Source organism: Micromonospora sp. CPCC 206061 (genome assembly GCF_036906915.1).
Taxonomy (GTDB): domain Bacteria; phylum Actinomycetota; class Actinomycetes; order Mycobacteriales; family Micromonosporaceae; genus Phytohabitans.
This window is the reverse complement of record NZ_JBAKHX010000013.1, coordinates 102,045-126,880: the sequence shown is the minus strand read 5'-3', so window position 1 is coordinate 126,880 and position 24,836 is coordinate 102,045. Positions and strand designations below refer to the sequence as shown.

The following is a 24,836-nucleotide window of genomic DNA, read 5'->3' as shown; positions in this document are numbered from 1 at the left end:
ACACCACCGTAACGACACACGATCACCGGAGCGCCGACCGTGCCGTACCTGTTGCTCTTCGCCCAGTGCCTGATCGGTCTCACGTTCGTGCTCTCGGTCGCCGGCAAGCTGCGCGGCGGCCGGGCGTTCCGGGCGTTCGAGGAGTCCTTGCGCGGCATGGCGCTGCTGCCGGGCCGGCTGGTCCGGCCGGTCGCCGCGGTCGTGGTGGCCGCCGAGGCGGCGGTGCCGGTGCTGCTCCCGCTGCCCGGCTCGCCGTTCACCACCGCCGGTTTCCTGCTGGGCGGGGCGCTGCTGGCGGCGTTCACCGCGGCGGTGGCGCTGGTCCTGCGCCGCGGCACGGCCGCGGAGTGCCGGTGCTTCGGCGGCACCGCCCCGGCGCCGTTGCGCCGCCACCACATCGTGCGCAACGCCGCGCTCATCGCGGTGGCCGCGGCGGGCGCGTACGCGGCGTGGCGCGGCACCGCGACGACCGGGCAGGCAGCCGCCGTCGCGGCGCCGCTGGGCCTGGTGGCCGCACTCGCCGTGGCGTACCTGGACGATCTCCTGGCGCTGTTCGCCCCCGCGCGGCCGGGCGCGTTCCGGAAGGTATAGCCAGCACTACCGCGCCGGGGGCGCGCCGCCAGTACCGTGCGAAGGATGCCGGTCCTCACCGCGCTGGACGCGCTCACGATGCGGCCCACGCGGTTTCTGCGCAGCTCGTGGCCGTGGCGGTCGGCCCTCTACCTGGCCACCGGCGCGGTGCTGGGGTGCACCACGACCGTCGGCGCCGCCGAGTTGATCTACGGTCCGCTCACGCTGCCGCTGTTCGCCGTCGCCGTGTGCCTGTACCTGCCGGTCATCGCCTGCGCGGTCCTGGTCACCCGGCTGGAGCGGCGGCGGCTGCGGCTTGTCGACCGGTACCCGGTGGACGACCCCCACGAGCCGCTCGACGGGCCTGGTTGGCGGCACCGCCTTCGGGTCCGGCTGCGGGAACAGGCGACCTGGCGGGAGTTCGGCTACGCGGTCATCTCGGGCGGCGTCCTGTGCTGGCTGGACGGATTGGTGGTCGTGTTCGCGATCTGGTTCCCGGCAACGTTCCTGTTCTCGCCCATGTACGGCCCCAGCGATCCAGCCCACTACGTGATAGCCATGTGCGGGGTCGTCCTCCTGCTCGCGGCGCCGTACCCGGTGACCGCCTGGGCCGGCGCCCGCGCCGCGCTCGCCAGAGCGCTGCTCGCCCCTCGCGAGTCCGACCTCGGCGAGCGGCTGGTCGAGGTGACCCGGTCGCGGGCGCGACTCGTCGACGCGTACGAGATCGAGCGCCGCCGGATCGAGCGCGACCTGCACGACGGCGCCCAGCAGCGGCTCGTGGCGCTGAACATGCACCTGGGCCTGGCCCGGCTGGAGGTATCGGCCGGCTCGCCGGCGGCCGAACAGCTCGCCAAGGCGCACGAGCTGGCTAAGCAGGCGCTCGTCGAGCTACGCGAACTGATCCGGGGCGTACACCCCAAGGTGCTCGCCGACCGCGGCCTGGTCGCGGCCGTCGAGGACGTCGCGGGCCGCTCGCCGGTACCGGTCGAGGTCGACATCCGCCTGCCGGGGCGCCTGCCCCGCGCGGTGGAGGTCACCGCGTACTTCGTCGTGGTCGAGGCCCTCGCCAACGTTGCCAAGCACAGCGGCGCCACCCGTGCCACCGTCACCGCGTCCATCGTGTCCACCACGGACGGTGTGGACAGGCGGGTGCGGCTGCGGGTGGAGGACGACGGCACCGGCGGCGCCGACCCGGACGCCGGCACGGGCCTTTCCGGCGTGGTCGACCGGGTCGCCGCCGTCGACGGCACCGTCGCGCTGTCCAGCCCGCCCGGCGGGCCCACCGTGCTCCAGGTCGAGTTCACCGGGATACCGGACGCATGGCGCGGGTGATCGTCGCCGAAGACGGCGTGCTGATCCGGGAGGGCATCACCGGCCTGGTCACTCGATTCGGTCACGAGGTGGTCGCGGCGGTCGGCGACGCCAGCGCGCTCGTGGCGGCCGTCCACGCGCACCGGCCGGACATTGTGGTCACCGACGTGCGCATGCCGCCGTCCTTCACGGACGAGGGCCTGCAGGCCGCGATCCGGCTCCGCCGCGCCGATCCCGACCTGCCGGTCCTCATCCTGAGCCAGTACGTCGAGCAGACCTACGCGGCGGAGCTGCTGGAGTCGGCGCGGCCGGGCACGGGCGGCGTCGGGTACCTGTTGAAGGACCGCATCGGCGACGTGGTCGAATTCGTCGACGCTCTGGACCGGGTCGCCAGCGGGTACACCGTGGTCGACCCGGAGGTGGTGCGGCAGTTGCTGAGCCGGCGGCGCGCCCCGCTGACCCGGCTGAGCCCGCGCGAGCGCGAGGTGCTCGCGCTGATGGCGGAGGGCCGGTCGAACGCCGCGATCGCTCGCACCCTCGTGGTCAGCGAGGCTGCGGTCGCCAAGCACATCGGCAGCCTCCTGACCAAACTGGACCTGCCGCCGGACGAAGACGACCACCGCCGCGTCCGGGCGGTGCTGGCATACCTGCGCGGCTGACCGCCGGCTCAGAAGTTCTTCAAACCGCCCCTTCAGCCTCGTTGGCGGGGCTGTCTCCCACGCTAGGGATGGCCGGCCAGGCTTTCGCCGGAAGGAAGGTATCGGCTCGGAACTCACGAAACGTTCCGGACTCGCTGCCTGTACCTGACCTACCGGGATCGACCGCTTGGCCGGCCACCTGAGCCGAAACCAGTGTCAGCTGCCGTACGCCTTGACCTCCAGGAGCCCGACGGACTGAGCGCCGCTCTGCATCAACACTCGCAGCTGGGTCGTACTGACGGCGCCGAACGTGACCCGGTTGTACTGGTTGAGCGCCATGGGATAGCCGCTCGCGCCGGGCACGTCGACGTAGGCGCTGCCGTTCCAGGATTGGAGCTTCCACGACGCGGGCAGGCGGACGCCGTCGTTGTCGTCGAAGAAGTACACCTCGGCCGAGGTGAGCGTCTGCGCGGACGCCCAGGTCAGCAGCGCCCACTGCTCGCCAGTGTTTGGCCAGGTGCCCCAGCGCGGGTTGACCGTGTCGTTCGACTGCGCCGGCTCGGCACCGTCGTTGATGGCGGCGACGCTCTCCCACGGCGAGGTGTACGACGCGGACGGCGTCGCCGTCGACGCCAGGTTTCCGCCCGGCACCGGACCTGGGTCGCCCGATCCCTTGATGAGGAACAGGTTGTCAGCGACGTTGAAGTAGGTGGCCAGGTACGACCCCGCAGCCGGGTTGGTGTGGTAGTAGTCGTCGTGGTTGCAGTCCAGCCGCTGGTCGTGGGCGCGGTCGGTGCACTTGGTCTGGATGACCACGTTCGGGCCGTCCTTGTAACACATCACGTCCCACTCGTCCGTGCAGTGCGCCTGGCCGGAACCGTTGGGGGCGTTGTTGTTGACCGCGCCGAGGGTGTGGCCCAGCTCGTGGGCGGCCACACCGGCACTCCAGCAACCGTTGTCGGCGCGCGCGTACTCCGGCCCGGAGTTGGACCGGTTTCCGTCGGTCTTGCGGGTGTCGCCGGCGAACCCGCCGATTCCACAGTAGACGTTCGCGTCGACGAACTGGAGGTACTTGCGGTCGGTTCGGGTGTAGCCGGCGGCGCGAACGGCGTTCAGCAAGGGCGCCCAGTCGTTGGCATTGAGCGCGGAGTCCGCGATCTGCACGTCGCGCACCACCGGTCGGCAGGCCCCGTTGACGGTCTCCGTGACGTATCGCACGTGCCGCTCGCCGCCGGTCTCCCGGGCGCTCTCGTTGAAGATGACGTCGACGCCCTCGGCCAGCGTCCGGAACGTCTCCAGGTATTGGGCGTACCGGCTGGTCGAGCCGTGTATGTAGAGCACCTCCACGCGCCGGCCGGAGGTGCCGTCACCCTCGCAGACCGCTAGCGCGTTGGCGTCCAGCGGCGCGGTGGTGAGCGGTTGGACGCTGCGCTTGACCGACAGCCCGGGCGGGGCAGCGTCCGGGCCGTGCGTACACATGGCCGGACTGACCCCCTTGACCTGGTAGAGGCCTGCGCATGGACCGTCCTTGGCGGCCACCAGGCCGCCGTAGATCATGCCCTGCGCGACGTCGTCGGCGGGCAGCCCGGCCCGACTGGACTCTTCGCCGGCGAACGCGCTGCCGCCCAGCAGTGCGATGACGACCGTCATGACGCAGGCGGCGGCCACGGCCATCCGGCGCCGATGACGAGCACGATGAAGCATGTCGCGGTTTCCCTTCACGAGAACCCGCGCGCCGCCCGGAGGACGCGGGAAATGGCGCCCCGTTGCCCGACCGCGCCAGCGGCGGCAAACAGGGACATCAACGATGTTTCGGTAGCCAACCAACAACAGACGTCGATGTCAAGACTTGGCGGCGTAGGCCCGGGATGGCCCTAAAATCTGATCATGCAGAGCGTGACGGTCGTGGAGGTACCGCAGTGGCAGGCGTCGGGGTCGCGCACCGCCTACCGGTTGCGGCAGGGCGCGGCGGAGCTGGCCGACTTCTTCGCGACCGGTGAGCGGCTACGCGCCGCCACGGACGGCCAGCCCACCGAGGCCCGCGACGGGGTTGCCGCTCTCGACACGCTCGTGGCCAACCTGAAAGCGATCCGGGCCGCCCGTGCTCGCGCGCTCGGGCCGACCGTCATCACGGTTGGCGGCGACTGCGCGGTCGATCTGGCGCCCATCGAGGCGGCACTGGCCACGTACGGCGACCGGGTCGCGGTGGTGTGGTTCGACGCGCACGGCGACCTCAATACACCGGTCTCGTCGCCGTCCGGCGCGTTCCACGGGATGGTGCTGCGCACCCTGCTCGGCGACGGCCCACCCGAGCTGGCCCCAACCCGTACGCTGCGCCCCGACCAGGTGGTGCTGGCGGGTGTGCGCGCGCTCGACCCGGCCGAGCGAGCGTTCGTCGACGAGCACGCGATCCGGCACGTGCCGGTGGCGGGGCTCGCCGATCCGGCCGCGGTGGCTGACGAGGTCGCGGCCACGGGCGCCGATGCCGTCTATATCCACATCGACCTCGACGTGCTGGATCCGGGCGTGTTCGGCTCGGTCGGCACGCCCGAGCCTGAGGGGTCGACGCTCGACCAGCTCGTCGCGGCGGTGCGGGCGCTCACCGCTCGCTTCACCCTCGCCGGGTTGTGTGTCGCCGAGTACGAGCCGGACCAGCCCAGGGACCGCGAAGTTCTCGCCGAGCTCGCCGCCGCGCTGCTGGCCGCGAACACCTGATCGAACGACGGCCCGGCCGCGTGGCGCCGGCCGTCGTTCTGCTGCTTCTCCGGTCGTGCGCTTACAGCCGGGCGGCCGGGTCGGTCTCCGGCTCCTGCTTCTCCAGCGGGGCGGCGCCGCCCACCGGCTCGCTGGGCGTGCGAGCCCGGTCGCCGTGCCCCCAACTTGGCTCAGTCTGGCTCAGAGCGGCACCAGGCCGCGGTCAGGCGGAGCCGCGCCACACGATGGGCGTAGGCAGGAAGATGCCGCCGGTTTCCGGCGCCTTCCCCATCAGCTGCTGCAGCACCAGGTCCGCCGCCTGGGCTCCGATCTTCTTGGCTGGCTGGTGCACAGTGGACAGAGACGGGTCGGTGCGCTGCGCCCACGGGCTGTCGTCGAAGCCGACGACACCCACGTCGCCCGGCACCGCCCGGCCGGCCTCACGCAGCACCTGCATGGCGCCGGCGGCGACCGCGTCCGAGGCGGCGAAGACGCCGTCGAGGCGCGGCTCCCGCTCGAGCAGCAGCCGCATGCCTTCCATGCCGGAGGCGTAGTCGTAGAACGGCACGTGAGCGACGAGGTCGGGCTTGAACCGGCGCCCGAGCGCCTGCCGGAAACCGGTGAGCCGGTCGGCGCCGGAGTCGCGGTCGACGGCGGCCGCGATCATGCCGATCCGCTTGCGGCCGGTCGCGGCCAGCCGCTCGGTGATGGCCCGCGCGGAGCCGACGTTGTCGATGCCGATGAACGGGATGCCCTGTTCAAGATCGGGCGGGTGGCCGACGAACGTGGCCGGCAGCGCCAGGTCCGTCACGACACGGGTGATCGGGTCGTTCGCCCGGGCCGACACGATGACGGCGCCGTCGACGAACCCTCCGCTGAGGTACTTGGTGATGCGCTCGGTGTCGCGCACCGAGTCGACGACCAGGTTGACGAGCTGGTAGTCGGCCGACGACAGGACGGCGTTGGCGCCGAGCATGATGGCGCCGATGTTCGGGTCTTCGAGGATCAGGCTTGGTGGTTCGAGTACGAGGAAGGCCACGGCCTGGGAGCGCTGCATGACGAGGTTGCGCGCGGCGGTGTTGGGCACGTAGCCGACCTCGGCGATGGCCGCCTCGATCGCCGCCCGGGCGGCGGCGGAGACGTACCCGCCGTTGAGGACCCGGCTGACGGTGCCGCGTGAGACGCCGGCGACGGCCGCGACGTCGTGCACGGTCGCCCGCCGCGACGCCCCCTTCCGCCGTTTCACGCCGTCACTGTAGCCCCAGCTCTTGACCGGGGCGAGCCGCTGTACTTAGTGTGTGCACGTTCACACATTCTTGATACTGACGAAACACAGGGGCATGTGTGCACGTGCACACATGCCGCACTAGGAGGAGCCCATGCCCGTTGCCGGCATCGGCCTCGGCTGCGACTACAACCCGGAGCAGTGGTCACCCGCCGTCTGGCGGGAGGACGTCCGCCTGATGCGGCAGGCGGGCATCGACCTCGTCGCCATCAACATCTTCGGCTGGTCATACCTCGAACCCCGCCCGGGTGAGTACGACTTCGACGGGCTCGACCGCATCGTCGCGCTGCTGCACGAGCACGACATCAAGATCAACCTAGGTACCGGTACCGCGTCGCCGCCGCCGTGGCTGTCCACGCTGCATCCCGAGATCCTGCCGACCGCGCCCGACGGCACCAGGCGGTACCCCGGCGGCCGCCAGGCGTGGTGTCCCAGCTCGCCGGTCTTCCGGCGACGGGCGTTGGCGCTCGTCGAGCAGGTGGCGCGGCGCTACGGGCAGCACCCGGCCATCGCGCTTTGGCACGTCTCGAACGAGCTGGGTTGCCACAACGCCCACTGCTACGACGAGGAGACCGCCGAAGCGTTCCGCCGCTGGCTGCGCAAGCGCTACGGCACCGTCGACGCGCTGAACGAGGGGTGGGGCACGTCGTTCTGGAGCCAGCGGTACGGGGACTGGGCCGAGGTGCAGCCGCCCCGGCAGGCGCTGTCGGCCCGCAACCCGGGGCAGATCCTCGACTTCCACCGGTTCAGCTCCGACGAGCTGCTCGACTACTACCGCGACGAGGTCGAGGTGCTGCGCCGGCACACCACCGTGCCCATCACCACGAACTTCATGGTCACCGCACACATCCGCAACCTGGACTACTGGACGTGGGCGCCCGAGGTGGACGTCGTCGCCAACGACCACTACCTCGACCACCGGCTCGACGAGCCCACGGCCGAGCTGGCCTTCGCCGCCGACCTCACCCGGGGCCTCGCCGGCGGGCGGCCGTGGATCCTGATGGAGCAGTCAGTAGGGGCCGTCAGCTGGCAGCCACACAACCTGGCCAAGGCGCCCGGCGAGATGATCCGCAACTCTCTCACGCACGTCGCGCGGGGCGCCGACTCGGTATGTTTCTTTCAATGGCGGGCCTCCGCACAGGGCGCGGAGAAGTTCCACTCCGCGCTGGTACCGCACGCCGGTACCGACACCGAGGCGTGGCGGGAGGTGCTGCGGCTCTCGGCGATTTTGGACCGGCTGGACGAGGTCGCGGGAACCACTGTCGACACCGACGTGGCCCTGCTCTTCAGCTGGCAATCGTGGTGGTCGTGCGACGGGGAGAGCCGCCCGTCGCAGGCCGTCCGGTACCTGGACCAGGTGCACCTGGCGTACAACGCCTTGCGCGAGACCGGCGTGACCACCGACGTGGTCGCGCCCACCGCGGACCTTAGCCGCTACCGGCTGGTCGTCGTGCCGTGCCTGCACCTGGTCTCCGACCAGGAGGCGGCGGCCATCGACGCGTACGTGGCGGCCGGCGGGCACGTGCTCGTCACCTTCTACAGCGGCATCGTCGACCAGGACGACCGGGTACGCCTCGGTGGGTACCCGGGAGCGTTTCGCGACCTGCTGGGCGTGACGGTCGAGGAGTTCGTGCCACTGCCACCGGGCGACGAGGTGACCCTGGACACCGGAGGCAGGTGTCGACTGTGGACCGAACGGCTGCGCACCACCACGGCGGAGCCAGTGGCGCGGTACGTGGACGGTCCGCTCCCCGGGGTTCCGGCGGTCACGCGCAACGCGTACGGCGCGGGGACCGCGTGGTACGTCGCCACAGAGCTGCGGCCCGACGCGTTGCGCGACGTGGTGCGCGAAGCCGGTCGGGCGGCCGGTGTGCGGCCGCTAGGACCCGAGGGCGACGGCTCGGTCGAGGTGGTACGCCGCCGCGACGCGCGCCGCAGCTACCTGTTCATCGTCAACCACGGCACGTGCGACGTCGAGTACGCGGTGACCGGCCAGGAACTGGTGACCGGCGCCGTGGCGGACGGCCTACTACAAGTCCCCTCCGGCACGGTCCGGGTGGTTCGCGAGGAGTCGACATGACCCGGCGCCGGACCGCGCATCGCGGTGCCATCGCGTTCTTCGTGCTGCCCTTCGGGGTGCTGTTCGCGCTGTTCTTCGTCCTGCCCGTCGGATACGCCGTCGTCCAGTCGCTGTACGTCGTGGAGCGGACGGACATGTTCGGTCCGGCGCGGGAGGTCTTCGGCGGGCTGACCCAGTACGGATACGTCTTCTCCGACGGGCCGTTCTGGCGCTCGATCGGCCGGGTGCTGCTGTTCGGCGTCGTGCAGGTGCCGGTGATGCTGGGGCTGGCCCTGCTGACCGCTCTCCTGCTCGACTCGGGCCTGGTGAAGGCCGGACGGTTCTTCCGGTTGGCCTTCTTCATGCCGTACGCGGTCCCCGGCGTGGTCGCGGCCATCATGTGGGGCTTCCTCTACTCGCCGAACCTGTCGCCGTTCACGACGGTGACCAAGAGCGTCGACCTGCTCTCGGCCGACATAGTGCTGTGGGCGATGGCGAACGTCGTGACGTGGGTCTACGTCGGATACAACATGATCATCATCTACTCGTACCTGCTGTCGATCCCGACGGAGATCTACGAGGCCGCGCGGCTCGACGGCGCGGGACCGGTGCGGATCGCCTGGTCGATAAAGATTCCCCTGGTGATGCCGGCGCTGGTGCTGACCACCGTGTTCTCCATCATCGGCACGCTGCAGCTGCTCGCCGAACCGCAGGTGTTTCGCAGCTTCAGCTCCGCGGTTTCCAGCACCTACACCCCCAACCTGACCGTCTACTCCACATCGTCCATCCCGAACTTCAACCTGGCGGCCGCCTTCTCGGTGGTGCTCGCGCTCGCGACGTTCGCCCTGTCGTTCGGCTTTCTCAAGCTCACCCAACGGAAGGGGCTCCGGTGAGATCTCGCGAAAGCCTCTTCAGCCGCTCCGCGGCCATGCTCGTCATGGGCGTGTTCGCGCTCTACATCCTGCTGCCGGTCTGGTGGCTGATCGTCGCGGCGACCAAGGACCGCGCCCAGTTCACCGGCACCAACCCGTTGTGGTTCGCCAACTTCGCGTTCGTCGACAACGTCCGCGAGCTGTTGACGTACCGGGACGGCGTGTTCCTGCGGTGGATGGGCAACAGCATCGCGTACACCGGCGGGGCGGCGCTGTGCGGCACGCTGCTCGCGGCCATGTGCGGGTACGCGCTGTCGAAGTACCGGTTTCCCGGCCGGGAGACCCTCTTCAACGTCGTGCTCGGCGGGGTGCTCGTGCCGGCCACAGCCTTGGCCCTGCCTCTGTTTCTCATCTTCAGCTACGTCGGCGCGACGAACACGTTCTGGTCGGTGTTCCTGCCGAGCATCGTCAACCCGTTCGGTGTCTACCTCGCCCAGATCTACGCCGGCGCCAGCGTGCCGGACGAACTGCTGGAGGCGGCCCGCATCGACGGCTCCGGCGAGGTGCGCACGTTCTTCACCGTATCGAGCCGCTTGATGTTTCCGGGTCTCGTCACCATCTTCCTGTTTCACTTCGTCGCGGTGTGGAACAGCTTCCTGCTACCGCTGATCATGCTGGGCGACGAGCGGCTCTTCCCGGTCACGCTCGGCCTCTACACCTGGAACACGCAGGTGAACCAACTACCGGAGCTGCGCGGGCTGGTGCTCGTCGGCTCGCTGCTGTCGATCGCCCCGCTGATCGTCGCATTCCTGCTGTTGCAGCGCTTCTGGCGCAACGGCCTCGGCACCGGCGCCATCAAGTAAACCAAACCGGAAAGCGGGTCGCTCTCCATCGTTGGTCGCCACAGCTCCTACCAGTTTCCAAAGTAAACCCGGAAAGCGGGTCGCTCTCCGTCGTTGGTCGCCACGGCTCCTACCAGATTCCAAAAGTAAACGCGGAAGGAACGTCCCCATGAAAAGATCCGTCGGAATAGTCCTGACATCAGTACTGGCTCTCGCTGGCTGCTCCTCCGGCGGTGACGACGCCGCGTCCGGTGACACCGCCTCCAACGCCTGCGCGCCCTCCACCGGACAGGTCACGCTCAACTTCACCTCCTGGATCCCCGGGATCGAGGAGGTCGTCAAGGTCTGGAACGACAAGAACCCCAACATCCAGGTCAAGGTGCAGACCGGCCCGAACGGCAACGGCGGCACGTACCAGAACTTCTTCAACCAGCTCAAGGCGGGCAACGCCCCGGACCTCGGCCAGATCGAGTACGACACGCTGCCCAGCTTCCGCGTGCAGGATGGCCTGGCGAACCTCGCGGCCTGTGACATCGTCACCGGCGCCCAGGACAAGTTCGTCGAGTGGACGTGGAACCAGGTCACCTTCGGCGGCCAAGACTCGGTGTACGGAATCCCGCAGGACGCCGGCCCGATGGCCCTGTTCTACCGCGCGGACCTGTTCAAGCAGCAGGGGATCGCCGTGCCCACGACATGGGCGGAGTACGCCGCAGCGGCCGAGAAGGTGAAGACCGCGGGCGGGTACATCACGAACTTCTCGCAGAGCGACGTCAACCAGTTCGCCGGGCTGGCGTGGCAAGCCGGTGGCCGCTGGTTCGGCAACGACGGTTCACAGTGGACCGTCGACTTCTCGGACGCGAAGACCACCCAGGTCGCCGACTACTGGCAGGACCTGATCAGCCGCAAGCTCGTCTCCACCGTCCCGCCGTGGACCACCGAGTGGGACAACGCCTACAACACCGGCCAGGCGTGGACGTGGGTCTCGGCCGTCTGGGGCGCCAACTCCATCGCCACCGGTGCCCCCACCACGTCGGGCAAGTGGGCGGTGGCGCCGATGCCACAGTGGAACGCCGGCGACAAGGCCGCCGGCAACTGGGGTGGGTCGTCGACCGCCGTCTTCAAGACCTCGAAGCACCCATACGAGGCCGCGCAGTTCGCGCTGTGGCTCAACACCTCGGACGAGGCGCTCACCCTGCTCAACCAGAAGGCGAACCTGTACCCAGCCAGCAAGTCCGGCGCCACGCTGCCCGCGCTGACCACCGGCGTGGACTTCTACGGCGGCCAGAAGATCTACGAGGTGTTCGCCGAGGCCTCGACGCAGGTGTCACCGGACTTCGTGTGGGGTCCGCTGATGACGAAGACCTACTCGGACGCGGCCGACGGCTTCAAGGCCGCCGTGTCGGGCCAGGGCACGCTGAGCGAGGCGCTGAAGTCGGCCCAGAGCTCCACCATCCAGGCGATGAAGTCGCAGGCGATCCCGGTCAAGGGTTAGCCCGGTGGCGCGCCGCGGGTCTCGGCCCGCGGCGCGCTCTCAGCCGTTGGGGCGGGACTCGATCGCCTGCAACGACCAACTGTTGCCGTCGGGGTCGCGGAAGTACACGAAGTTGCCCCACGGCTGCGCGTCGACTCCGCTCGCGTCGACCCCGGCGTCGAGCAGTTGCCTGCGCGCCGCCTCGGCATCGGCCACCACGACCTGGATCTCCTGGGTCCCCGGCACCTTGTCGGTGATCCCCTCGCCGATCACGATCGAACAGGCCGACCCGGGCGGCGTCAGCTGGACGAACCGCAGACCCTCCTGCACCTTGTGGTCGTGGTCCGCGTTGAAGCCCACCTTCTCGTAGAACGCCTTCGCCCTGTCGACGTCGGTGACGGGAACGGGGATCAATTCAATCTTCCAGTCCATGGACCCACAGTAGGATGTTTTGGTCGCCACAGCCGGTGGTTACGCCAAGCGAACGCAGCGATGATGGGTTGAAGACGACACCATGCGCCTTCATGTGGGCTGTGCGATGTGGACGCTCAAGCCGTGGCAGGGACGCTTCGTTCCGCACCCTCTCCCGCCCGAGGAACGCCTCCGGGCGTACGCCAGCTGGTGCAACGCGGTCGAGGGCAACACGACGTTCTACGCCACACCGGCGAGGAGCACGGTGGCCTCGTGGGCGAGGCAGACCGACCCCACCTTCCGGCTCGTCGTCAAGCTGCCCAAGACCATCACGCACGAACGCCGCCTCAGCGGCGCCGACGAGGAGCTTCGCGAGTTCCTGTACGCGATCGAGCCGCTCGGCCCCCGCGCTCATGCCCTCTGGTTGCAGTTGCCCGGGTCGTTCGCTCCCGGCGACGTCGCGGCCCTGGCCGGCTTTCTGCGCCGGCTGCCCGCCTCCCACCGGTACGCCGTCGAGGTGCGCCACCGTGACTTCTTCGACGACCCCCGCGCCACCCGGCTCCTCGAAGCGGCGCTGGCGAGCGTCGACGCCGAGTGGATCCCGTTCGACACCAGCGTGTTCTTCCAGGCTCCGCCGACCAGCGACGCCGAACGGGACGCCTGGACGAAGAAGCCGCGCATGCCGCGCCGGCCGGTCGCGCTGACCGACCGCCCGATCGTGCGGTACCTGGGCCGCGACGCCACCGAACGGACCGTCGAGGGCTGGCAGCCCTGGGTGGAGACCGTCACCGAGTGGCTCGGCGAGGGCCGCTCCCCCACCGTGTTCATCCACACCCCGGACAACGCCGACGCCCCGATGCTCGCCCGCCGCTTCCACGACGAGGTCCGGGCCCGAGTTCCAGACCTGGACGCGCTCCCCGACCCCATCGCGGCCGAACCCCCAACCCTGTTCTGATCAGGATGACAGCTGGGCGGCGAAGGCGCGCAGGTCGCGGCGTTCGATCGCGGCGGCCATCAGGTCGGGGAACGCGTCGGGCGTGCAGGCGAACGCGGGCACTCCCAGCGCCGCCAGCGCCGCCGCGTTGTCGTGGTCGTACGCCGGGGCACCCTCGTCAGACAGCGCCAACAGCACCACCACCTGCACCCCGGACTCGACGAGCGCCGCCACCCTGCGCAGCATCTCGGCGCGGATGCCACCCTCGTACAGGTCGCTGATCAGCACGAAGATGCTGTCACGCGGCCGGGTGACCAGCTCCTGGCAGTACGCGATCGCGCGGTTGATGTCGGTGCCGCCGCCGAGCTGGGTGCCGAAGAGCACCTCGACCGGGTCGTGTAGCTGGTCGGTGAGGTCGACGACGGCGGTGTCGAAGACGACGAGCGATGTGCGCAGCGACCGCATCGACGCCAGCACCGCCGCGAACACACCGGAGTAGACGACCGAGGCGGCCATCGAGCCGGACTGGTCGACGCAGAGGATCACGTCGCGCTGTACGGCGGTGGTGCGCCGGCCGTATCCGACAAGGCGCTCGGGCACGATGGTGCGGTAGTCGGGCTGGTAGTGCTTGAGGTTCGCGTGGATGGTCCGCCGCCAGTCGATGTCGGCGTGGCGCGGCCGGTTGACGCGCGTGGCGCGGTTGAGGGCGCCGGCCACAGCGGCCTTGGTCTTGTTGGCGATCCGGCGTTCGAGCTCGTCGACGACCTGGCGGACCACCTGCCGGGCGATGTCCTTGGTCTTGTCGGGCATGACCTGGCCCAGGGAGAGCAGCGTGCCGACCAGGTGCACGTCCGGCTCGACGGCGGACAGCATCTCGGGCTCCAGCAGCAGGCTGGTGAGGTTGAGCCGGTCGATCGCGTCGCTCTGCATGATCTGCACGACGGTGCTGGGGAAGTACTCCCGGATGTCGCCGAGCCAGCGGGCCACCTGCGGGGCGGACGCGCCGAGACCGGCCGAACGGGAGCGCTGGCCACCCTGCCCCACGCCGTCGTACAGGGCCGCGAGCGCCGCGTCCATCGCCGACTCCGCCCCGCTGAGCCCGCCCAGCGACTCCTCGGCGGCGCCACCGAGCACCAGCCGCCACCTGCGCAATCGATCATCCATGATGGATCTCCCGTCCGAGCAGGGTCGCCAGCGTAGGTAGCACCGACGCGGCGCGTTCGTGGTCGAGGGCGAACGGTGCGGGCTCGGCGGCGACCGCACCGCCGCGTACCCGCTCGCCGATCGACCGCCGCTCCGGCTCGGCGAACGTGCCGAACGTTCGCCGCAGCAGCGGGAGCACGTCGGTGAACGAGTCGGTGGCGACACCCGCCAGCCATTCATCCACAAGGGACAGCAGGGCGGTGTCGTGCACGAGCAGGAGCCCACCGCCGGCCAGAAAACCCTCGACCCACTGGGCGGCGTCGGACGGCGGCGTGCCGGCGGTGAGGACGAGACCCATCCGGCGGCGGGTCTCGCCGGCGTCGAGGCGGTCGGCGTCGTACAGCAGGCGGGTCACGCGGCCGGCGATCAGCGGGTGCACCCGGTCGGAGCCGGCGAGACCGTCCAGGGCCTCCAGCCACCGCTCGCGCAGCGAAGAATCGTCGAGCATGGCGAGGGCGGCGTGGACCGCGTCGACGTGATCGCGCAAGGGTTGCGCGGCCTCGTCGGCGAGCGAGGTGACGGCGGCGGGCAGGCCGACGCAGATCCGGGCGACCAGCCCGGTGGTCACGGTGCGCAGCCCCGCCACGTCGCTGCCGCGCACATCGCCGTAGCGCAGCGTGCGGGCCAGCGGCGGCACCGCGCCCATGAGGTGGGCCACGTCGGCGTCGAGCGCGGCGCGGGTGTCGAGGGCGTGCAGGACGGCCGGGTACGCCTCGGGCAGGTCGGCGAGCAGGCACGCCTCGACGAGCGGCGTCACGTCGGCGAGGCTCTCGGCGGCGCGCGCCTGCTCGGCGACCTTCGCGGCGGCCGCCGTGACGACGGTCGTGCCGTAACCGCCGGCCTCGACCAGGCTGATCGCGAACTCAGGCACCCAGCGCAGCCGCCACGACTCCCGGAACGTGCCCTTGCCGCGGTAGGTGTCAGCCGGCTCGCCCCACGCGACGCCGAGCAACCGCAGCCGGTGCAGCAGCCGGCTGCGCCCGAGGTCGAGGTCGCGGCGCAGGTCGAGGTCGAGGGCGCGTTCGAGGGCCTCCGCCTTGAGGCGGAGGCTGCGCTGCTGCGCGGCCAGGTCGCGAGCCAGCGGCACCGCGGGCATGTCATCGGGTACCGTGCCGAGCCGCTCGCTCACCACCAGCTGCCGCCCGATCAGGTCGACGCGCAGCTCGTCGCCTTCGCACAACACCGCCCGGGTCGCCTCGGTCAGCTCGGCGAGCCCCGCGAGGGGGCGGCCGCGCAGGGTGGCGAGCGCCTCGGCCAGCCGTACCGCCTCGATGACGTGCGCCGACGACGTCGGAACGCCTTCGTCGCGCAGCACCCCGGCGGCGGCGACCAGCCACCGGGTCACCACCTCGTCGGGCGTGGTGAACAGGTGGTGGTACCAGCCCGGCGAGCGCACCCCGGCGCCGTACCCCTGCCACGACGCCAGCCGCCCGTACGTCCACGGCACCCAGGTGAAGGTGACCTTGGTCTTCCTGCGCCCCTTGAGCAGCGCGGTGTCGTGGGCGGCGGTCACCTTGGCGGTCAGCGCCGGCACGTGCCACGCACCGCAGACCACCGCCGGGTTGGCGTGCGTCCTGCGCACCTCACGCAGGACACCGCGCATGTACGCCTCGCGTACCAGATCGGTCGGATCCTCCGCGGACTCGGCGCGGATCGCGGCCATCGCCTCCGCGATGGCCTCGAAGGCCGGCGCGCCGCGGTGCTCGACCACGTCTTCCCACCAGCGTTCAGGGTCGTCGTAGCCGGCCGCGGCGGCGAGGTCGGCGATCGGGTCGGCCGGCCGTTCCGGCCGTTCCGCGGGCTCGTCGTCCGCGCCGAGGCGATAGGCATAAGGAAGATCGAAAAACCGCACGGGTATGCCGTGGGCGGCGGCCCAGCGGATCGCCTGCCACTCGGGCGAGAACACGGCGAATGGCCAGTACGCGGCGTGGCGCGGATCGTCGGCGGCGTAGCCGAGCAGGGCCACCGGCGGCACGAGCCGCTCGTCGGCGACCCATTTGACCAGCGCGTCAGCCTCGGGCGGCCCCTCGACGAGCAGGATGTCGGGCCGCTGCTCGTCGAGGGCCGCCACGACCGCCCGCGCGGAGCCGGGGCCGTGGTGGCGCACGCCGTAGAACCGCTCAGGCATCGCGGGCGGCTCGGTAGAACGCGGTCCAGCCGTCGCGCTCGCGCACCACGGTCTCCAGGTATTCGCGCCACACCACCGCGTCGGTCGTCGGGTCTTTGACGACGGCCCCGACGATGCCGCCCGCTACGTCGCGGGGGCGCAGCGTGCCGTCGCCGAAGTGAGCCGCGAGCGCCCAGCCGTTGGTGACCACGGAGATGGCCTCGGCGGTGGAGAGCGTGCCGGTCGGCGACTTGAGCTTGGTGCGGCCGTCCTCGGTCAGGCCGGCGCGCAACTCGCGGAACACCGTAGCCACGCGGCGGATCTCGTCAAGGGCCGGCGGGACGTCGGGCAGCTCCAGTGACCTGCCAAGCTGCGCCACCCGGCGAGCGACGATGTCGACCTCTTCGTCGGCGGTGGCCGGCACCGGCAGGACGACCGTGTTGAACCGGCGGCGCAGCGCGCTGGACAGCTCGTTGACGCCGCGGTCGCGGTCGTTGGCCGTGGCGATGACGTTGAAGCCCTTGACCGCCTGCACCTCGCTGGCAAGCTCGGGGACCGGCAGCGTCTTCTCCGACAGGATCGTGATGAGCGTGTCTTGCACGTCGGAGGGCATGCGGGTCAGCTCCTCGACCCGGGCGATCGCGCCGGTCTCCATCGCCCGCATGACCGGGCTCGCCACGATGGCCTTGCTCGACGGGCCTTCGGCGAGCAGCCGGGCGTAGTTCCAGCCGTACCGGACGGCCTCTTCGGCGGTGCCGGCGGTGCCCTGGACCAGCAGCGTGGAGTCGCCGGAGATCGCCGCCGCGAGGTGCTCGGAGACCCAGGTCTTGGCGGTGCCGGGCACGCCGAGCAGCAGCAGGGCCCGATCAGTGGCGAGGGTGGCCACCGCGACCTCCATGAGCCGGCGCGGGCCGACGTACTTCGGGGTGATCTTGCCGCCGTCGCCGAGGAGGTAGGTCACCACGGCCTGCGGCGACAGCCGCCAGCCCGGCGGTCGCGGCCGTTCGTCGGCGGCGGCGAGCTCGGCCAGCTCCTCGGCGAACTGCTGCTCGGCGTGCGGTCGGATGGCCTCACTCATGGGAGCTCCTCGTACATCTCGCGGCGGAAGTGCAGTGCGGCGGCCAGCTGCGCGACGAGCATGGCTTGGCGGCCGTCAGGGTGGTCTGCGTGCAGTCGTTCGGCGAGGGCGGCGGCGCGGTCGGCGAAGTGCACCGGCATCGCCGGGGCAGCGCTGCGGCACAGCTCGCCGATGTGCCAGGCGTGCCGCTGCCCACTGGCCAGCGCCTCGATCGCCTCCAGCACGGCGGCGGCGAGCCCGTCGGGCCACGCGCCGGCCTGCAACGCCATCAGCCGGTGCGCCCGGATCGGGTCGCGGCGCAGCGCGCGGGCCGCGTACCGGGCCAGCTCGGCGGGCGGCAGGGCCTCGTAAAGCTGGGCGGTCAGCACGTCGTCGGTCACCGTGTCGGCCAGCAGGATCGCCCAGGTCGGGTCGCGCTGGGCGGCGGCGGCCCGAGCCATTCCCTTGTGGATGGTCAGGGACCAGTCGTCGTTTGCCGGCAGCGCGAGCACGTCGGCCGGCGGCCGGTCGAACGCGGTGGTCCAGGTATCGAGCGGGGTGCGGGCGACGACCTCTTCCAGCAGCCACGCCTGTGGCCCGATGCCCTGCGGCGCCCGGGGCTGGACCCCGTCGCGGCGCATGCCGGCGTCGAACTCGGCGGGCGGGGTCACGACGAGCCGGTCGCGCCCGAGCGTCCGCTGCTCCAGGCGCACGCAGGCCAGCGCCCGCTCGGCCATCCGCTGGCGCAGGGCCGAGCCCGGCAGCGCCGACAGCAGGTCGGACGCGGTGATGCGGACCTCCTTGCGTCGGTCGTCGAGCGCCCGCTCCAACACCGGCTCGTCGGCCAGGGACAGGCCGGTGGCCAGCGCGCCGAGCAGGCGGGCGCGATCATCTGGATCTTCGCCGTCGAAGGTCGCGGTGAGCAGGGCGAGCCCGGCGGCCGGGTCGCTGGCCCGGACCGCGCCGAGGTAGGCGAGCCGCTGGCCGGGCGTGCCCGTGGCCCAGTCGTCGGGGTCCGGGGCGGCGCCCAGGCTGCCGGCACTCTCGGCCAGCAGGTATCGCCAATCGGGGCGGCGGTTGGCCAGCCAGACGCCCCGGCGGCCGGCCACGGCTGCGAGCGCGGAGCGCAGGGCGGCGCGCCGCCGGCCGGCATCGAGCAGGGCGGGCAGCAGCTCCGCCGGCACCCGGTAGCCGCGCTCGGCCGCCCGCGCCAGCCAATCGCCCAGCAGGCCAAGGGCCACGTCGGTGCCGCCAGGCACGCCGCCGTCGGTGACCAGCAGCGCGAGGCGGTCCGCCGCCGCGACGGGTATGACGGGCAGGTGCTCGGCTGGCGCCGGGTCGATCGGCACGCGGCCGGCGGCGGGCAGGGTGCCGGCCCGACGGTATGCCAGCGCGACGGCGGCGCCCTCCAGCAGCGCGCGCGGGCCGCTGCCGTCGAGCCGGAGCCCATCGACCACCGCGCCGGTGAACGGGCGCCGCTCGGTGCCGACCAGCGCGGTGGACAGCAGCTCGGCGGGGAGCGCGGGAGCGCGCCGGTCGCCGCTCGGACCCGGCTGGGCGGCCACATAGCGGCCGTCGGGCCAGGCGGCGAGCGGGCGGAACCCGGCCGGACCGTACTCGCCGGCCACCGTGATCGGGTGGCCCCCGCTGGCGGCGAGCAGCCACCACGGCTCGTCGAGCCCCGCGGTCAGTGGCAGGGCGTCGCCGGCGGCGTCGACCAGGTGCCGGTCGTCAGTGGGCGCCACGCCGGCCAGCAGCATCGGCACCGTCTCGCACCACGGCTCGGCGGCCACCGCCGCGGCCCAGCCGGCCAGCGCCTCCCGCACCGGCAGCGCGCCGGGCGGCGCCGAGTCCGGCTGGGCGACCGCGTGCCGCTCGGCGACGACGGCCCGCATGGGCAGCGCACCCGGGTACCAGCAAAGCTCGGCGTCAACGACTGTGCCTGCTGGTGCGCTCGCTCGTGCGGCGCCGAAGCCGACGCCTTCCCTCGTCGCTTCGCTCCTCAGTCCAGACGCCGCCGCGCCAACTCCCTCCCGCACAGTGCCTGCTGGTGCGCTCGCTCGTGCGGCGCCGAAGCCGACGCCTTCCCTCGTCGCTTCGCTCCTCAGTCCAGACGCCGCCGCGCCAACTCCCTCCCGCACAGTGCCTGCTGGTGCGCTCGCTCGTGCGGCGCCGAAGCCGACGCCTTCCCTCGTCGCTTCGCTCCTCAGTCCAGACGCCGCCGCGCCAACTCCCTCCCGCACAGTGCCTGCTGGTGCGCTCGCTCGTGCGGCGCCGAAGCCGACGCCTTCCCTCGTCGCTTCGCTGCTCAGTCCAGACGCCGCCGCGCCAACTCCCTCCCGCACAGTGCCTGCTGGTGCGCTCGCTGTGCCGGGGACGAGGTCTGCTGGGAACGCCTGCCCGGGCGGCGCGAACGCCAGGAGCAGCGCGAACCGCCGCGACGCGGCACCGTAAAGCCAGGTGCGCCGCGTGACGAGCCGGTCGTCGGCCAGGTCGGCGTGGCCCAGCACATGCCAATGGTCGCGCAGTCGCGGCGTGCCGAGGACCTCTTCGGTGGGCACCGGGATGCCGACCCGGGAGCGCACGGTGGCCGCCAGCGGCGCGGGCAGCGCACCCACCCTGCCGTACGCGGACACGAGCAGGCGCAGCAGCGCGAGCTCGCCGAGCAGCCGGTCGGCCCAGTGCGGGCCGACGCCGGCGATCCGCCCCAGCCGCCGGACGGCGTTGGCCGCGCCGGGCGCCTGCGCGTCGACCAGCCGGGCGGCCACCGCCTCGTACGGCCCGTAGCCGGAGCGCTCGGCGCCGGCCAGCCCGTGCGCCACCTGGTCGAGCAGCCAGCGGTCGAGCTCCTCCAGGCCGGCGGCGACGCGGTCGGCCCGCCGCTGCGTCGTCGCCTCGCTCGGCTGGGCCCGCTTGGCGGGCTCCGGGCGGGAGGCGCGCGTGGCGCGGGCCGCCCGCCACTCACCCGCCCAGCCGGGCTCCTCGCCCTCCGGCGCGCCGCCCGCGGACCACATCAGCATGAGGCCGAGCGCGTGCTTGCACGGAAACTTCCGGCTCGGGCAGGAGCAGCGGTACGCCGGCTCGCTCAGGTCGACACAGACCTGGTAGGGCTGCTTGCCGCTGCCACGGCACAGCCCCCAGAGCAGGTCGCCGGCCTGCCCGGACGCCTCCCACTTCGTGGCCCCGCTGACCCCGTGCGCGGCCCGTGCGGAGCCGGCATCCGGGGCGAGCGCGAGAACCTGTGTCGTGCTCCACCGTTCAATCAGCACCGCAGCAACATAGTGCCCCGGTACGACATCTAACCGCTTGGGGCATCGCGGGTGCTCAGGCTGGCGGCGGCCTGCTGCAGTAGCCAGGGCAGATACACGTGGCGGCCGCGGGCGGGGCCGAGCAGGGTCAGCACGACGGTGGTCTCGCCGACCCGCAGCGCGGCGCGGTCGCCGTTGGCGTAGGCACCCTCGCCGATGCCGGTCAGCGCGTCGCCGCGCGAGTTGCCCCGCCAGGCCCACCGGCCCGCCGTCCCGTCCGCGGTCTGCACCAGCAGCACCGCCTTGCCGCGGTCGGCCGACACGTACTGCGCACTGCCGACCGGACCGATCTGGGGCACCGGGTCGCCGGGCCGCACGGCCATGCCGAGCGCCTGCGCGACCTGGTCCATAGTGAACAGTTCACCGGGCGCCAGGCGGGGTGGCTCGGTCTCGCGCAGCAGCGCGGCGGCCAGCGCGCCGGTGTCCTCAGTGGTCACCGGCTCGGTGAGGGCGCGGGACCGGCCGTGGCCGACGACGTCCAGGGCGACCACCAGCCGGCTCCACGGCCGGACGCGGATCGTGACGGTGTCGCCGTCGTGGCAGCGGCCGGCCCATTCGCTGGGCAGCGCCCACGCCGTGGTGCGGTCGTCAGTGCCGTCGTCGACGGCCAGGTGGTGCAGCCACGGCCGGGACGGGCTGTCTTCCGTCGCCGCGGTCGATCGCCAGACCTCCTCCCACAGCACCTCACCGGTGATGGTGCGCACGGTGGCGAGGTCGATCAGGGTGCGGGCCAGCACGTAGGCGCCGTACAGCAGCAGGAGCACGCCGGCCGCGGCGGCGCCGCCGGCCACCCGGTCCAGCGTCTGCCCCGGTACCAGAAAATCAAGGACGTCGGTGGTGAACCTCAGCAGGAGCGCGCCCACGGCGATGGCCAGCGCCGCGCGAAGCGCCAGCTTCGGCGCGGTGCGCCCGTACCGCGGCCATAGGCTCGGATAGCGCACGCGTACCCGGTGCCAGGTGCCGCCGAACGACGACCAGACCAGCTTGCGGTTGCCCATTCCGAGGTCGAGGATCGCGCTGGCGAGGTGGGTGGCGCCCGTCGCCGCGCCGTAGCCCAGGTACCGGTCCCACACGGTCACGGACGCCGGCGGCAGCTCGGCGAACTCCTCGTGCCCGCGCAACCAGTCGCGCACTCCTAGCCAGCGCGCGGCGACCTGGCGGCCCAGCGGGGTGTCGCGCTCACCGCGAGTCGCGCCGATCACGGCAGCAAGCGCGAAGAACGTGAAGATCCCGGCGGGGACGACGTAGTTGTCACCCTCGTCGTTGCTCCACATTCCATGGTGGAACGCGGCGGCCGCGGCCACGATCGCGACGAGCGCCGCGGCGGCGGTCAGCGCGCCGGTGATGGCCGGCCCGAAGCGCCGCTGGGACAGTCCGGCCGCGCGGGCCTCGGCGACGACCTCCGCGTGCAGCCGCTTGTTCCACCCCTTGGCGCGCCCCTCGTCGCGAAACGTCAACGCGGTCAACGGCACGACACCGTCGACGGCGAGCCCGCGCACCCGATCGAGGACCCGCCTCTCGTACGGCCGCAGCCCGGCCGTGTCGGGCGGCCTGGCCGGCAGGTGCAGGGTGGTCTGCATCGGGTCGTTGCCCGGCTGGCGCAGCTCGACGAAGCGGCGGGCCGCCAGGTCGAGCAGGGTCGACTCGGCCGCGTCTTCAGTCAGCGACCAGCGGTTGACCAGCAGGCTGACCACGGCCGGCGACTCGGGGCCGAGATCCGGGGTGGCCGGGTCCGGTGCCGGGCTCGCCGGCCGGGTGAGCAGCCGCGCGATCCCGTACGCCCCGAACCAGCCGCCGAGAGCGACCCCCGCCACCGCGAGGTCCAGCACCGCGCGCTCGTCCATCGACCGCCCCGACCCTTAAAAGCGGACCTGGACCGGGCCGCGCTCGCCGCCGGCCGCCTCGAAGTACTCCGTCACCCGAAACCCGCCGACGCCCGCGATCACGTTCGTGGGCAGCGACTGCACGCTGGTGTTGAGGGTCTGCACGGCGCTGTTGTAGAACTGCCGGGCGTACGCGATCTTGTCTTCGGTGTTGGCCAGCTCGCCCTGCAGGGCGGCGAAGTTCTGATTGGCCTTCAGGTCCGGGTACGCCTCGGCGAGGGCGAACAGCCTGCCCAGCGCCTGGCTCAACATGTCTTCCGCGACGGCGCGCTCGCCGATGCGTGCCTGGGTGGCCGTCATCGCGCCGTTTCGGGCCACGACCACGGCGTCCAGGGTGCCCCGTTCGTGTGCCGCGTACCCCTTCACCGTCTCCACCAGGTTGGGTATCAGGTCGTAACGGCGCTTGAGCTGCACGTCGATCTGCGCCCAGGACGCCTGGACCTGGTTGCGCTGGCGCACCAGCCGGTTGTACGTGACCACCGCCCACCCGACGACAACCACAGCGAGCAGGCAGAACAGCCCACCCACGAGGCCCAGTCCGACGCCACCGTCCATCCCCAGCTCCCGTTCCCAAGATTCGTGTTGCCCGATAGTGCGCGCCGAAGGCCACGCTGGGCCCGGGAGTGTCGCCGATCGGACGGTCACGTACGGTCGTCGCTGGCCGACGTGGTTCGGCCCCCGGGCGTCGCCCGGGGGCCGAACCACTTGGTGCTCGGGTTACTGGTTGGCGTTCTGGCCCGCTTCCTCGTCCGTGCCAGCGTCCTGTTCAGCACCCGCTTCTTCGTCGGCGCCCGCGTCCTCGCCGCCGGCTCCGGCGGCGGTGAGCAGGGTCAGGTTCAGGGTCTCGAGGATCTCGTTCACCGGCTGGAAGAACGTCTCGCCGCCCTGCTGGCAGTTTCCAGATCCGCCCGAGACCACGCCCTGGGCCTGGTCACCGGCGAGCAGGGAACCGCCGGAGTCGCCCGGCTCGGCGCACACGTCGGTGCCGATCAGGCCGCCGACCGCGACTGTCTGGGCGACGTTCTCGGGGTCCGCGAAGTTCACCGTGACGTTGAGGGCCTGGATCTCGCCGCAGCTCGCGCCGGTCGTCTGGCCGAACTTGCACACCGCCGTGCCCACGACCGCCTCCTGCGAGCCGGCGACCGTCAGCGGCGCGCCAAGATCCGCCGCTCCGGCGTTCTCGCCGCCGAAGCTGTTCACCTCGCCGACCGGTGCGAAGCCGTCGCCGGTAGCGACGAAGGAGAAGTCGCTGCCGGGGAACTGGGACGCCTGGAACTCGCCGAGCGCGACCAGTTCCTGGCCGACCTCTGCAGCCGTGGCGTCGCCCTCGTCACCGCAGTGGCCGGCGCTGACGAAGCCACCCTCCACGGCGAACCCGACCGAACAGACCGCCTGGCCTCCGATGATGTACGGCGCACCGCCGCGCAGGGCCTGCGCGTCCGGGTCGGTCGGCTCCTGCGGGGCTTCGGTCTGCTCGGGTGGTGCTGTCTGCTCCGGCGGTGCCGTCTCATCGGGGTCTTCGGGAGCCGCGGTGTCCTCGGGCGGGTCGGTGGGTTCGCCCTTGGGCCTGTTCAGCAGCCGCGGCGTGGCACCTTCGGCGAGCACGCGCACGTCGCTCGCGTCCACGCCCGCGTTACGGACGAACGTGCGGGCGGCCGAGGTCCGCCCGGCGGCGGCTCGCACCACCACCGTGTTGGTCGCGGGGTCGATGTACCAGCCGGTGACGCTCGCGGAGGCGGCGCCGGAGCGGCGGTCCAAGGCCCGCTTGACCGTGCTCAGCTCGCTCGCGCTACGGTCCACCACGGCCGCCTGCGCACCGGTCGCCCGTACCTCGTCGGTGAGGGCGCGGTCGGTGACCGCGACGGTGAGCTGCTGGCCGCCGGTGAGCCAGGCGCCGGCGTACTCGTCGCCGAGCGTCCCGCGCAGTGCGCGCGCGGTCTGCGCGGCCCACGCCTCACGGCGCAGGCGGGCGTCGAGCTGCGCGTCGGTCAGTGACAGGTCGCGCCGCAGCGCGGCGCGCATCTCCTCCGGCACGCGTGGCGTACTGGCCGCGGGGGCGTCACCGTCAGCGTTGGTGCCGGCGTTGGCGCTGAGGGTGATCGCCGTTCCGGCAGCCACGGTGGCCAGGACGGCCGCCGCGATGACAGCTCTGCGCGTGGTCAAACGTCGCGCGATCATTCAATCCACTCCT

19 protein-coding genes are annotated in these 24,836 nt (G+C 71.9%); 9 read left to right on the top strand and 10 right to left on the bottom strand.

The genetic code is table 11. The features are described from left to right. Positions 1-39 precede the first annotated feature (39 nt). From V6V89_RS13145 to V6V89_RS13135, 3 genes are read left to right on the top strand one after another with little or no spacing between them, the layout of a single operon-like run. Entirely contained in the window at positions 40-591 is a 552-nt protein-coding gene (locus V6V89_RS13145; protein WP_334619344.1) for a MauE/DoxX family redox-associated membrane protein, read from the top strand. 45 nt (positions 592-636) lie between these two features. Further along, positions 637-1,902 carry a sensor histidine kinase gene (locus tag V6V89_RS13140; protein ID WP_334619343.1) on the top strand — a complete coding sequence of 422 codons (1,266 nt, stop codon included), beginning with the start codon at positions 637-639 and terminating at the stop codon, positions 1,900-1,902. Then, positions 1,890-2,540, top strand: coding sequence for a response regulator transcription factor (locus tag V6V89_RS13135; RefSeq protein WP_334619342.1), 651 nt, complete (start codon positions 1,890-1,892; stop codon positions 2,538-2,540). The genes V6V89_RS13140 and V6V89_RS13135 overlap by 13 nt, the downstream gene beginning before the upstream one ends. Before the next feature lie 195 nt (positions 2,541-2,735). Here V6V89_RS13135 and V6V89_RS13130 read toward each other — a convergent pair whose 3' ends face one another. Beyond that, the gene (locus V6V89_RS13130; RefSeq protein WP_334619341.1) at positions 2,736-4,223 is read right to left on the bottom strand and encodes a hypothetical protein; all 1,488 of its coding nucleotides are present in this window, start codon (positions 4,221-4,223) and stop codon (positions 2,736-2,738) included. A 183-nt stretch (positions 4,224-4,406) separates the two neighbouring features. On the opposite strand from V6V89_RS13130, the gene V6V89_RS13125 reads away from it, so the two are divergent. Next, the gene (locus tag V6V89_RS13125; protein WP_334619340.1) at positions 4,407-5,234 is read left to right on the top strand and encodes an arginase family protein; all 828 of its coding nucleotides are present in this window, start codon (positions 4,407-4,409) and stop codon (positions 5,232-5,234) included. Between the two features lie 202 nt (positions 5,235-5,436). Here V6V89_RS13125 and V6V89_RS13120 read toward each other — a convergent pair whose 3' ends face one another. Then, positions 5,437-6,459: a LacI family DNA-binding transcriptional regulator gene (locus V6V89_RS13120; RefSeq protein WP_334619339.1), complete on the bottom strand. Its 1,023-nt coding sequence runs from the start codon at positions 6,457-6,459 to the stop codon at positions 5,437-5,439. 133 nt (positions 6,460-6,592) lie between these two features. Between V6V89_RS13120 and V6V89_RS13115 the strand changes: the two genes are divergently transcribed. The 4 genes from V6V89_RS13115 (at position 6,593) to V6V89_RS13100 (ending at position 11,763) form a co-directional block, all read left to right on the top strand. Continuing rightward, on the top strand, positions 6,593-8,578 hold the full coding sequence (locus V6V89_RS13115; RefSeq protein ID WP_334619338.1) for a beta-galactosidase: 1,986 nt from the start codon (positions 6,593-6,595) through the stop codon (positions 8,576-8,578). Next, the gene (locus V6V89_RS13110; protein WP_334619337.1) at positions 8,575-9,450 is read left to right on the top strand and encodes a carbohydrate ABC transporter permease; all 876 of its coding nucleotides are present in this window, start codon (positions 8,575-8,577) and stop codon (positions 9,448-9,450) included. The genes V6V89_RS13115 and V6V89_RS13110 overlap by 4 nt, the downstream gene beginning before the upstream one ends. Then, positions 9,447-10,292, top strand: coding sequence for a carbohydrate ABC transporter permease (locus V6V89_RS13105; RefSeq protein WP_334619336.1), 846 nt, complete (start codon positions 9,447-9,449; stop codon positions 10,290-10,292). The genes V6V89_RS13110 and V6V89_RS13105 overlap by 4 nt, the downstream gene beginning before the upstream one ends. A 148-nt stretch (positions 10,293-10,440) precedes the next feature. After that, positions 10,441-11,763 (top strand): ABC transporter substrate-binding protein, encoded by a 1,323-nt coding sequence (locus tag V6V89_RS13100; protein ID WP_334619335.1) that lies wholly within the window; start codon positions 10,441-10,443, stop codon positions 11,761-11,763. A gap of 39 nt (positions 11,764-11,802) precedes the next feature. On the opposite strand, the gene V6V89_RS13095 is transcribed toward V6V89_RS13100, so the two are convergent. Continuing rightward, complete coding sequence (locus tag V6V89_RS13095; RefSeq protein WP_334619334.1) at positions 11,803-12,174, bottom strand: VOC family protein; 372 nt, start codon at positions 12,172-12,174, stop codon at positions 11,803-11,805. 106 nt (positions 12,175-12,280) lie between these two features. Here V6V89_RS13095 and V6V89_RS13090 point away from each other — a divergent pair, with 106 nt between their 5' ends. Further along, positions 12,281-13,108 carry a DUF72 domain-containing protein gene (locus V6V89_RS13090; protein ID WP_334619359.1) on the top strand — a complete coding sequence of 276 codons (828 nt, stop codon included), beginning with the start codon at positions 12,281-12,283 and terminating at the stop codon, positions 13,106-13,108. Here V6V89_RS13090 and V6V89_RS13085 read toward each other — a convergent pair whose 3' ends face one another. The 7 genes from V6V89_RS13085 to V6V89_RS13055 form a co-directional block, all read right to left on the bottom strand. Beyond that, a complete protein-coding gene (locus V6V89_RS13085; RefSeq protein WP_334619333.1) occupies positions 13,109-14,251 on the bottom strand; it encodes a VWA domain-containing protein in 1,143 nt (380 codons plus the stop codon). After that, positions 14,244-16,418: a DUF5682 family protein gene (locus tag V6V89_RS13080; RefSeq protein WP_334619332.1), complete on the bottom strand. Its 2,175-nt coding sequence runs from the start codon at positions 16,416-16,418 to the stop codon at positions 14,244-14,246. The genes V6V89_RS13085 and V6V89_RS13080 overlap by 8 nt, the downstream gene beginning before the upstream one ends. Beyond that, complete coding sequence (locus tag V6V89_RS13075) at positions 16,411-17,475, bottom strand: ATP-binding protein (RefSeq protein WP_334619331.1); 1,065 nt, start codon at positions 17,473-17,475, stop codon at positions 16,411-16,413. The genes V6V89_RS13080 and V6V89_RS13075 overlap by 8 nt, the downstream gene beginning before the upstream one ends. After that, positions 17,472-20,723, bottom strand: a complete 3,252-nt coding sequence (locus V6V89_RS13070) for a DUF5691 domain-containing protein (RefSeq protein WP_334619330.1) — start codon at positions 20,721-20,723, stop codon at positions 17,472-17,474. The genes V6V89_RS13075 and V6V89_RS13070 overlap by 4 nt, the downstream gene beginning before the upstream one ends. A 29-nt stretch (positions 20,724-20,752) precedes the next feature. Further along, a complete protein-coding gene (locus tag V6V89_RS13065; RefSeq protein WP_334619329.1) occupies positions 20,753-22,606 on the bottom strand; it encodes a DUF2207 family protein in 1,854 nt (617 codons plus the stop codon). Positions 22,607-22,621: 15 nt separating this feature from the next. Then, on the bottom strand, positions 22,622-23,200 hold the full coding sequence (locus tag V6V89_RS13060) for a LemA family protein (protein WP_334619328.1): 579 nt from the start codon (positions 23,198-23,200) through the stop codon (positions 22,622-22,624). A gap of 162 nt (positions 23,201-23,362) precedes the next feature. Further along, positions 23,363-24,823 (bottom strand): alpha-lytic protease prodomain-containing protein, encoded by a 1,461-nt coding sequence (locus tag V6V89_RS13055; protein WP_334619327.1) that lies wholly within the window; start codon positions 24,821-24,823, stop codon positions 23,363-23,365. Between the last annotated feature and the right edge of the window lie 13 nt (positions 24,824-24,836).